The sequence below is a fragment of the Alphaproteobacteria bacterium genome (assembly GCA_030740435.1).
In the GTDB taxonomy this organism is placed as follows: domain Bacteria; phylum Pseudomonadota; class Alphaproteobacteria; order UBA2966; family UBA2966.
This window is the reverse complement of the sequence record JASLXG010000220.1, coordinates 1-9,686: the sequence shown is the minus strand read 5'-3', so window position 1 is coordinate 9,686 and position 9,686 is coordinate 1. Positions and strand designations below refer to the sequence as shown.

The window sequence follows — 9,686 nt, the reverse complement described above, 5'->3', positions numbered from 1 at the left end:
CGTCTCCGATGCCCAGCACATACGAATCCTGGATAACGCCACCTCCAAGTTCTTTAAAGAGGGCGTCAGCCTGAAAAATGTCATAGCCAATCTGCAGGAGAATTTGGTTGGCGCGCCTGCAGAAGTCCCGTTCCAGGCGAGAGAATTTTTTTCTGATTGTCAGGATAGCCGTGTCGGAATCGCTAATTTTACCACGGCAATACCGCTGTATTACGGGTAAATCCGCGGACATAACCCTGGTTTTCAGCAACTGCTTTTCAAGATTTTCCTTCTTTGTTTTGGCGTCGAGTTGAACGCGGAAGCGCTCATCCTGCCTACTTGAGGATCTCACATTTGGGCCGGTTACGCCCCGTGGCCCCCGGGAATTGGTGAGGCCTTGGATCAGTTTTTCCAAGCCGGAACCCGACAACTGCTGGGCCCAACCGGCCACCGGCACCATCAACATCGATGAAGCCAGGACAACAGCGCAACATGCCGTGAGAAATATTTCCCAAGGCCCGATCAGCATTTGTCTCATTAACGATCTCCGCAGTCGACAGTCCGGCAACAAATTCGTAGTCTTAACAATATTCGACGATTCCCCATGCCACTCATCCGGACCTATCCGACGATGACCCCGATAATCCCTGATAGACGCCATGTCATGATCCTGGGTGCTTCTTTCCTGCTTTCGAGCTGTGGATTCACTCCGGTGTCGTCGGCCGTGTTTCGCACCCTGAAGATCGCCGCGGCCGGATTGCCAGATGTCCCTCTCACTCGTGAGCAGATCACAAAAATACCCTACGCCACGTTGAGCGCCAAGATAGGAAAAGGCCCAACAGCCCTACTCGTTCTGGCACGCAAGGACGCAGACTATCTATACTGGGTTTCCGCGGATCGAGCTACCCTTGTCACCAAACACGGGCGCATCGTAGAGACCGCGGGTTTTCCAGAGAACCTTCGCGCCACCACAGCCCAGGAGCAGGACCCCGTGGCCGACGGATTGCACAGGCTGGATGGGCCGGTGTCGTTTTCCCGCAGCGTCGACATCGACCTGAACCAGAGTTACGGGTTGCGGATCGATTCGCTTTTCGAACCCCTCGGGCCGAAACAGATCTCGATCGTGGGACTGGATTTCAAAACCTTGTTGGTGCGGGAACGGAACGACGCCCAAACCTTGAACTGGCGCTTCTATAACTACTATTGGGTCGACATCAAAGACGGCTTCGTCTGGAAAAGCCGCCAGCACATCGCGCGGAACTTCCCGCCGCTCGTTTTTGAAATCCTCAAGCCGGCCGCCTAGTCGCCTGCCAACTTGCCCCGGAATCCTCCGCTCGGGTTAAATCCATGCGCCGACAACTCCCGTGACCGCAACTCCGGGAGTTGTCAATCCCCTGGGACCCCCAATCCAAATTTGCAGCAGAATATCCCGGTGTTGCCAAAACTGGCCAGGGTGTTCGTCGCGGTCGCAGTCGAAGTCGAAGTCGTTGTCGAGGAATCAGTCGAAGAGGCCGCCGCCTCCGTCGTCGCCGCGTCCTCATCATCAGCAGTCCCCGCCGCAACGACGGTCGAATCGCTGGAGCTAACAACAGCAATTGCGATAGCTACCGCCAGGCCGACCGCTACAGCGACACCAAGGCCGATACCGGCACCAGCTCCAGCTCCCGCGCCGCCAGCTGCACCACTCTCTTGGCCCGAAGCCGTACCATTGGCCCCGACGTACTGGGCCTGGCTAAGCGCCAAAGCCGGCGTCAGCACCAACACAAGTGCCAACATCCCCGATGTTGCCAATTTTCGGACCCCCATTGTCGACCCTCCCTTGTCTCAAATGCAATTTATGGATCGTCTGTCGAAGTTGCAGTGCTGGTGCTCGTCGATGACCCGGCATCGTCATTGTTTGCCACCACGGCAATCGCCACGGCGATAGCCGCTGCCACTGCTACACCGGCGGCAATGGTTCCAGCGGTCAAGCCGCCCAAGGCACCCGCCGTTCCTTTTTCCTGCCCCGCAGCCGCTCCGGACCCGGATTTGCGGTCATGCTGGGACTGTGCGTATGCGAACCCCGGCGGCAGTGCCACCAAGATTGCCAATCCCCCCACCATCAAAATCTTACGAACCAGCATCAAACCGACCTCCTATCCAGAACATCCTATCCAGAACACAACACATAACCTTACCGCCTCTACCTCAGGCGATCAAGAACAACAAGCATCTACGCCAGCTTTCCTCAACGCCATCCCAGTATTGGCTATTTGCTCTCCAACCTCTCTCGGCCGCGGCATCGCCGCAATCAAATTTCATCCGAAGGCCCCGCTCCCGCTCCCCTCCCGAGATACGACTACCATCGTCTCCAAGCCGGTCAACCGCGGGACTATAGAACGTCCACCCCCTGTCTACAATCTAATTACGGTCCGTGTAAAGGGCTAACCTATTGTTTTCTCGGACTGACCTATCACCGTAGGCTGCCCCGGATCAGCCCTGATCGGTGTGCCAGTGAGGTTACCGTGCGGTTAGCCCGCTGGCGAATTTGCCGCTGCCGCCCGGCCATTTCCGGCCTCCGTTGCGAGGGGCCGGCAGGCCGCCGTTCCGATCACCACGAAAGCTCTGTTTCCCGTCGTCGCAATCCCCCCGGATGATCCCCTCGTCCCAACATTGAACCGCCTATTCCTTACCAATTTCTAAAACAATGGAAAACTATGTCGCTGAGGACTTGTGGAAATCTTTGTTTTGCCGCTCCAGGCATGCCGTGACCCGGCGAGAAATGCTAGGAGCCTGTCCGAGGAATCATCGGATTTTTGTGGGGCGAGGTCGAGGGATCCGATTCAACATGGTTATGAAGAAGACCCTTCGTCCCTGGCAGGTGGACCAAAGCCTGCTGTTGCCGCCGTCGGTGCATGATTTTGTGCCCTCTGATCATTCTGCGCATTTCATCCGCGACTTGGTGCGTGAACAGTTGGACCTGTCGGCGATCGTCGAGAATTACGACGCGGGGCGGGGCTACCCGCCCTACGATCCGTGGTTGATGGCGTCGCTGCTGCTTTCTAAGGGAGGTGTGGTGATGGGTCTTCTATGGAGTGATGACGGGAGTGAGGCGCGGTTTTCGGCCTATGTGGATTGGCTTTCGGTGTGCCTTGGTCATTTGGACCGTGTGGCGCCGTTCCGGTCCTATTGCACGGGCCTTCTGTTGCCGGGGGATCGCAAGTCGGTGGAGCCGATGGCGGCGCGTTTGCGTCCCGACCGGACGTCGGCGGAGCACCAGTCACTGCTGCATTTCGTGGCGAATTAGCCCTGGGACGGGGAGGCGTTTTTGGCAGCTGTCAGCCATGCCGTGCTGCCGCTGATGACGGCGCGCCGCCCGGTGACGGCTTGGATCGTCGATGATACGGGTTTTCCCAAGAAGGGCCGCCACTCGGTGGGAGTGGCCCGGCAATATTGTGGCCAACTGGGCAAGCAGGACAATTGCCAGGTGGCGGCGTCGCTGTCGGTGGCGACGGCAGAGGCCTCCCTGCCCATCGCCTGGCGGCTTTACCTGCCGCAGGATTGGGCGGCGGATGCGGCCCGACGGGCCGAGGCGAAGGTGCCGAAGACGGTGACGTTCCAGAGTAAGGGCGAGATCGCGCTTGAGCAGATCAGCCAGGCCCTGAGTGCTGAGGTGCCGGCTGGCACGGTGTTGGCCGATGCGGGCTATGGCAACAGCAGCGCCTTCCGCGACGGGCTGACGGCGCTGGGATTGGAGTATTCGGTTGGGGTGCTGGGCACGACGGTGGTTTGGCCTCCGGGGCTGACGCCGCGGGTCCCGGCCCGGCGCGCTGGCGGCCGCGGCCAACATCCCAAGCGCTTGCGTCAAGGCGGCGACAATGCAGCGGTGGTGCAAGTGCGGGCCCTGGCCGCGGACTTGCCGCCGGAGGCCTGGCGCACGGTGAGTTGGCGCTCAGGTGTGGCTGAGATGCTGAGCTCACGCTTTGCCGCGCTGCGGGTGCGCCCGGCCCATGGCGATCATCGGCGCAGCGAACCACGGCCCGAGCTGTGGCTGTTGGTGGAATGGCCCAAGGACGAGAACGCGCCGAGCAAGTTCTGGCTCTCCACCCTGCCCGAAGACATGGCCCTCGAAACCCTTGTCGAGCGCACCATGCAGCGCTGGCGGATCGAACGCGACTATCTGGAGCTCAAACAAGAACTCGGCCTTGGCCACTACGAAGGCAGGGGTTGGCGCGGCTTCCATCACCACGGCGCCGTGTGTATCGCCGCCTACGGCTTCCTGGTCGCCGAGCGGGCGGCGATTCCCCCCTCAGCCACCGGCCACGCCCGGCTGGTCCAAGCGCCTGCCCTTCCCGACGGTCATCGACCCCGCGGCGCCCCCGACACGTACCGAACGCCTCGTGCCGCACTCGATCGCGACACTCAAACGCCGGATCACCCGCGCCTTGGTCAAAAAGCTACGACGATGCCCATGCTGCAACCAGCCGAATCGAAGAGCCAGAACCGATCAACTCGGGTTATGACGCAGTAGGACTAGATCCCGTATTCCCGGCGCCAGGCCTGGAACATCAGCACGTCCCAGAGCCGGTTTTGCCAGTTGCGCCGGCCGCCCAGGTGCTGGCGCCAGAGCTCGCGGATGGGCGCCGGCTGGAGGTAGCCGCCCTCGGCCAGGGCCGGCTCGGCCAGCAGTTCCTCGGCCCACTCGCGCAAGGGCCCGCGCAGCCAGGCCTGCAGCGGTATGGCAAAGCCCATCTTGGGCCGTTCCACCAACCGCCGCGGTACATGGCGATCGAGGAGGCGCCTGAGCACCCGCTTGCCCTGGCCGGCGCCGACCCGGTGCTCGAGCGGCAGCGACCAGGCGAAGGCCACCACGCGATGGTCGATCAGCGGCACCCGGGCTTCCAGGCTGACCGCCATCGAGGCCCGGTCGACCTTGGTCAGGATGTCGTCGGGCAGATAGCTCATGGCGTCGAGATACATCATCTGCTGCACGAAATCGGGAAGCTCGGCCCAGTTTTCGGGCTGGCTGAGCAGGCTCGCCGGCTCGCTGGCGCCAGGCATCAAGCGGCCCACATCGGGCCAGTGGTCGACCACGCCCTTGTACATGGCCTCGATGCCGTCGGCGGCCATGACGGCGGCCAGCTTGTGCAGCTTGTCGCCCGGATTGCGCTGGCGCAACGCTGCCGGCAGCACCGGTCCCAGGGCCGCGAAGAGGCCGTCCCAGGCCCCCGGCGAGAGCAGCCTGAACGCCCCCCCCAGGCCGCGCCTGAGCGTCATCGGCCAGTGTCCGGTGCGGCGCCAGACGGCATCGCACCAGAGGTAGCGGTTATAGCCGCCGAAGGTTTCGTCGCCGCCGTCGCCCGAGAGGCAGACCGTGACGTGCTGGCGCGCCATTCGCGACACCAGGTAGGTGGGGATCTGCGAGGAATCGGCGAAGGGTTCGTCAAAGATGCGCGCCAGATCGGGGATTACGGCCAGGGCGTCGGCCGGCTCGAGGATGAGCTCGTGGTGCTCGGTGCCGAGATGTTCCGCCACCAATCGGGCGTCTACGGCTTCGTCGTAGTCGGCCTCGTTGAAGCCGATGGAGAAGCTGCGCACGGGGCCGCTGGCGGTTTTGCACATGAGTGCCGTGACGGTCGAGGAATCGATACCTCCGGAGAGAAAGACACCCAGCGGCACGTCCGACACCAGGCGCTCGGCAACGGCCGCGGTGAGGTGCTCTTCGAGGGCCTCGGTGGCCTCGTCGAGGCTGCCCCGGAAGGGATTTTGGCGGGCCAGGGCAAGAGTTTCCCGCAACGACCAATAGGGTTCGGGCTCGGGTAACGAGCGCTCGCCGGCCCGCAACGCGACCAGGTGGCCCGGCGCCAACTGGCGCATGCCGGCCCACATCGAGCGCGGTGCCGGCACGCAGGCCCGCAGCAGGTAGAGCGCCAGGGCCTCGCGGTCGATGCCGGCTTCGAAGGCGGGGTGGGCGCGCAAGGCCGCCGGTTCGGAAGCGAAAAGAAAGACCCCTCCCGCCCAGCCGTAGTAAAGCGGCTTGATGCCCAGGCGGTCGCGCACCAGCCTGAGTTCTCGTTGTTCCCGGTCCCACAGCGCCAGGGCGAACATGCCGACAAAGCGCTCGAGCGCCGGCTCCAGGCCCCACTGGGCAATGGCCTCGAGCACCACCTCGGAATCGGAATTGCCGCGGAACCGCCGGCCCAGGGCTTCCAGCTCGCGGCGCAGCGCGGCGAAATTGTAGACCTCGCCATTGTAGACCATGACGTAGCGCCCGTCGGCCGAGACCATGGGCTGGTGGCCGGCGGCCGAGAGGTCGATGATGGAGAGCCGGCGGAAGCCTAGCGCCAGGCCGGCGGCCGGGTCGGCCCAGCTGCCGCTGTCGTCGGGGCCGCGGTGGCGCAGGCACTCGGCCATGGCGGCGGCCCGGGCGCGCATGGCGTCCTCGCCATCCTCCAGCCGGGGATCGAGATAGCCGGCAAAACCGCACATGTTTTTCGGGGTCCGTTGCTCCTGGGGCCAGGCAGCGTAGCACGGGGCAGCCTGGGGGTGGAATCGCGCCTTCCCGGCCAAGGCCCGCTTGACACCCGGGGCGGCCAAGACTAGGGGTTTGCGGCACGGCCGCCGGGGAATTCCCAGAGCAGCCTGTGAACATTCCGTGAGAGGTCCATGAGAGTACTTATCCTCGGTGCCGACGGCTATCTGGGTTGGCCCACGGCGATGCACTTTTCCCAGCGCGGCGACGAGGTCATGGTGGTCGACAATTTCGTCAAGCGCCGGATCGAGCTGGAGGACGGCATCGAGCCGCTGGTGGCGATCCCCACGCTGCACCGCCGGGTGGCGCTATGGCGGGAAGTCACGGGCCGCGACATGGCGCTCAGGGTGGGCGATCTCACCAACCACCGTTTCATCTACGAGACGCTGGCCAAGTTTCAGCCCGATGCCATCGTCCACTACGCCGAGCAGCCCTCGGCGCCCTATTCCATGCAGGGCCGCGAACAGGCGGTTTTCAGCCAGCACAACAACGTCATCGGCAGCCTCAACCTGCTCTTTGCCGTACGCAAGTATTCGCCTGACGCCCACCTCGTCAAATTGGGCACGATGGGCGAATACGGCACGCCGAACATCGACATCGAAGAGGGCTACATCACCATCGAGCACAAGGGCCGCAGCGACACGCTGCCCTTTCCCAAACTTCCGGGAAGCTTCTACCACCTCTCGAAGGTGCACGATTCGAACAACCTGATATTCGCCTGCCGGCTCTGGGGACTGCGGGCCACCGACCTCAACCAGGGCGTGGTCTACGGCATCGACACGCCGGAGACCTTGCTGCACGAGGAGCTGAATACCAGCTTCCACTACGACCACGTCTTTGGCACCGTGCTCAATCGTTTCTGTGTCCAGGCGGTCTGCGGCGTGCCGCTGACGGTCTATGGCAAGGGCGGTCAGACGCGCGGCTTTCTCAATATTCGCGACACCATCCAGTGCGTCGACCTGGCCGTCGGAAACCCGGCGGCCAAGGGCGAATGCCGCATCTTCAACCAGTTCACCGAAACCCTTTCGATCAACGAACTTGCCCAGACCGTGCAGCGGGCGGGCCGCGAGGTGGGCCATAACGTCGAAATCAACCACGTCGAAAACCCCCGGCTGGAGGCCGAGGAGCACTACTACAACCCCCAGCATTCCAAGCTGGTGGAGCTTGGCCTGCAACCCAGCCTGCTGTCCGAGGTTCTGGTCAAGGAGATGCTGGGAAGCATCAAAAATAACCGCGAGGGCGTCGATCCCGACGTCATCCAACCCTCCTTCGGCTGGTGGGGGGACATCAAGGACCGGCAGCAATCGTGAGGCGCAGAATCTGCGTCTGGAACGGCAAGCGCGGCGGCTTCGGCGCGCTGGCGCCGACCATGGAGGCCATCACCGCTCACCCCGGGCTGGAGCTGCAGCTGGTGGTTACCGACCAGCACCTCTATGACCGCTTCGGCCGCACCGTCGACGAGGTCGCGGCCCGCTTCCCGGTGGCGGCGGCCATCGAGATGGAGCAGGCGGGCGACAGCAACGAGGACCGGGCCCGGGCTGTCGGGCGCTGCCTCGAACGCTCGGTCGACGTGCTGGCAAAACTGCGGCCCGACGTGCTGCTGGTGATCGGCGACCGCGGCGAGGTCTTTGCCGGCTGCATCGCCGCCCACAACATGCGCATCGCCATCGCCCACGCCCAGGGCGGCGACCTGTCGGGCAGCCTGGACGAGCCGGTGCGCCACGCCATCACCAAGCTGGCCCACCTCCACTTCCCCTCGACGCCGGCCTCGGCCAGCCGCATCATCGCCATGGGCGAGCAGCCCTGGCGGGTTCATACCGTGGGCGATACCCACCTCGACCAGGTCTTTCTCGGTCAGGTGACGCCGGCGGAGAGCTTGCGTCAAAGCTACGACCTGGCGGCCGGCGAGCCTTTCGTGCTGGTGCTGCAACATTCCGATTCCAGTGAGCCGGAAAACTCGATGGCCCAGATGACGGAGACCGTGGCGGCCGTCGAGGCGCAGGGGTTGCGCCGGCTTTACGTCTATCCCTGCTCCGACCAGGGTTTCGAGGGCATTATCGAGGTCATCGAGCAAAGGCGCTCGTCACCAGGCGCCAGCGTTCACCGCAACATCCCGGCGGCCGACTTCATCGGCCTGCAGAAAATGGCGGCCTGCCTGGTCGGCAACTCGTCCGCCGGCCTCATCGAGGCGCCATATTTCGGGCTGCCGGCGGTCAACGTGGGCCAGCGCCAGCGCGATCGCGAGCGCTGCGCCAACGTCATCGACGTGGCCTACCGGCGCGTTGACATCCGGGCCGCCATCGATCAGGCGCTGGGCGACGAGGCCTTTCGTCAGCGCCTCGGCACCATCCAGCCGCCTTTCGGCGACGGTCGCGCCTATCAACGCATTACCGAGGTCCTGGCCGGCCTCGAAATCGACGACCGGCTGCTGCTCAAGCAGATGACTTATTGATGGGCCGGCGGCAAATGAATTGCACCGCTTAGGGACGGTTAGGGATACCGCATAACCGGCGTGATCGGCACCGCCGCCAAGATTGACTCGGCATTTTCCACTGCCGATACTGTCGAGTGCTGCACAATGGGCGCTCGGTACCGGTGCGCGCGGGCGCCAATAGTTACGCTCCGAAGGAGCATGACGTCATGTTGCGGTGCGCGGGCAATCGCAGGAATTGGCACAGGTTTTGGCGGTTTGGCTGCCATCGGACGTTCTTGGCGATATTGTTGGTGGCCATCGTGCTCGGCGCCTCACCTGTATCGGCCCAGGTCGACGACGAGGGTGATCGGGCGGCGCTGGAAGCGCAATACGAAAAGGCCTTCGACGAGGTCTTCCGTGACCCGGGAAATCTCGACAAGAGTTTCCGTTTTGCCGAACTGGCCATCAAGATCGGCAACTACGAGGCGGCGATCAGCGCCCTTGAGCGCATGCTGCTGGTCAACCCCAACCTGCCCCGGGTGCGGCTCGAGCTTGGGGTGCTGTATTTCCGCCTCGGTTCATACCGCACGGCACGCAGCTATCTGCGGCGGGTCAAGGAGGCCGCCGACGTGCCGCCCGAGGTGACGTCTTCGGATTTTTCCTACAACGCCTACCGCGAGCTGGATGTGACGCTGGGCTATCACGAGAACTTCATGATGCCCAAGCCGTTGTGGCCGGTGCGCTCCGCGCCCTGGATCATGTCGCTCACGGGCGGCCGGGGGC

7 protein-coding genes and 2 pseudogenes are annotated in these 9,686 nt (G+C 63.6%); 6 read left to right on the top strand and 3 right to left on the bottom strand.

The window, feature by feature from the left end:
* Window positions 1-517 (bottom strand): hypothetical protein (locus QGG75_20680; protein ID MDP6069645.1); only part of this gene is annotated, 517 nt, incomplete at its 3' end.
* Window positions 518-643: 126 nt separating this feature from the next.
* Here QGG75_20680 and QGG75_20675 point away from each other — a divergent pair.
* A complete protein-coding gene (locus QGG75_20675; GenBank protein ID MDP6069644.1) occupies window positions 644-1,282 on the top strand; it encodes a YjbF family lipoprotein in 639 nt (212 codons plus the stop codon).
* A gap of 532 nt (window positions 1,283-1,814) precedes the next feature.
* On the opposite strand, the gene QGG75_20670 is transcribed toward QGG75_20675, so the two are convergent.
* Window positions 1,815-2,102: a hypothetical protein gene (locus QGG75_20670; GenBank protein MDP6069643.1), complete on the bottom strand. Its 288-nt coding sequence runs from the start codon at window positions 2,100-2,102 to the stop codon at window positions 1,815-1,817.
* A 710-nt stretch (window positions 2,103-2,812) separates the two neighbouring features.
* On the opposite strand from QGG75_20670, the pseudogene QGG75_20665 reads away from it, so the two are divergent.
* A pseudogene (locus QGG75_20665) lies at window positions 2,813-3,019 on the top strand (IS5/IS1182 family transposase).
* A gap of 18 nt (window positions 3,020-3,037) precedes the next feature.
* Window positions 3,038-4,489, top strand: a pseudogene (locus tag QGG75_20660) (IS701 family transposase).
* Between the two features lie 2 nt (window positions 4,490-4,491).
* Here QGG75_20660 and asnB read toward each other — a convergent pair.
* Complete coding sequence (asnB, locus tag QGG75_20655) at window positions 4,492-6,447, bottom strand: asparagine synthase (glutamine-hydrolyzing) (protein ID MDP6069642.1); 1,956 nt, start codon at window positions 6,445-6,447, stop codon at window positions 4,492-4,494.
* A gap of 177 nt (window positions 6,448-6,624) precedes the next feature.
* Between asnB and QGG75_20650 the strand changes: the two genes are divergently transcribed.
* The 3 genes from QGG75_20650 to QGG75_20640 all read left to right on the top strand — a co-directional run.
* Window positions 6,625-7,800: an NAD-dependent epimerase/dehydratase family protein gene (locus QGG75_20650; GenBank protein MDP6069641.1), complete on the top strand. Its 1,176-nt coding sequence runs from the start codon at window positions 6,625-6,627 to the stop codon at window positions 7,798-7,800.
* Window positions 7,797-8,942 (top strand): UDP-N-acetylglucosamine 2-epimerase, encoded by a 1,146-nt coding sequence (neuC, locus tag QGG75_20645; GenBank protein MDP6069640.1) that lies wholly within the window; start codon window positions 7,797-7,799, stop codon window positions 8,940-8,942. The genes QGG75_20650 and neuC overlap by 4 nt, the downstream gene beginning before the upstream one ends.
* A 257-nt stretch (window positions 8,943-9,199) precedes the next feature.
* Window positions 9,200-9,686, top strand: a 487-nt coding sequence (locus tag QGG75_20640) for a tetratricopeptide repeat protein (GenBank protein ID MDP6069639.1), incomplete at its 3' end; no start/stop codon positions are given.

Excerpts from the sequence above, each read along its gene's own strand:
- QGG75_20675 (MDP6069644.1), top strand. The coding sequence starts at position 644 with ATGATCCTGGGTGCTTCTTTCCTGCTTTCGAGCTGTGGATTCACTCCG.
- QGG75_20670 (MDP6069643.1), bottom strand. The coding sequence starts at position 2,102 with ATGCTGGTTCGTAAGATTTTGATGGTGGGGGGATTGGCAATCTTGGTG.
- asnB (MDP6069642.1), bottom strand. The coding sequence starts at position 6,447 with ATGTGCGGTTTTGCCGGCTATCTCGATCCCCGGCTGGAGGATGGCGAG.
- QGG75_20650 (MDP6069641.1), top strand. The coding sequence starts at position 6,625 with ATGAGAGTACTTATCCTCGGTGCCGACGGCTATCTGGGTTGGCCCACG.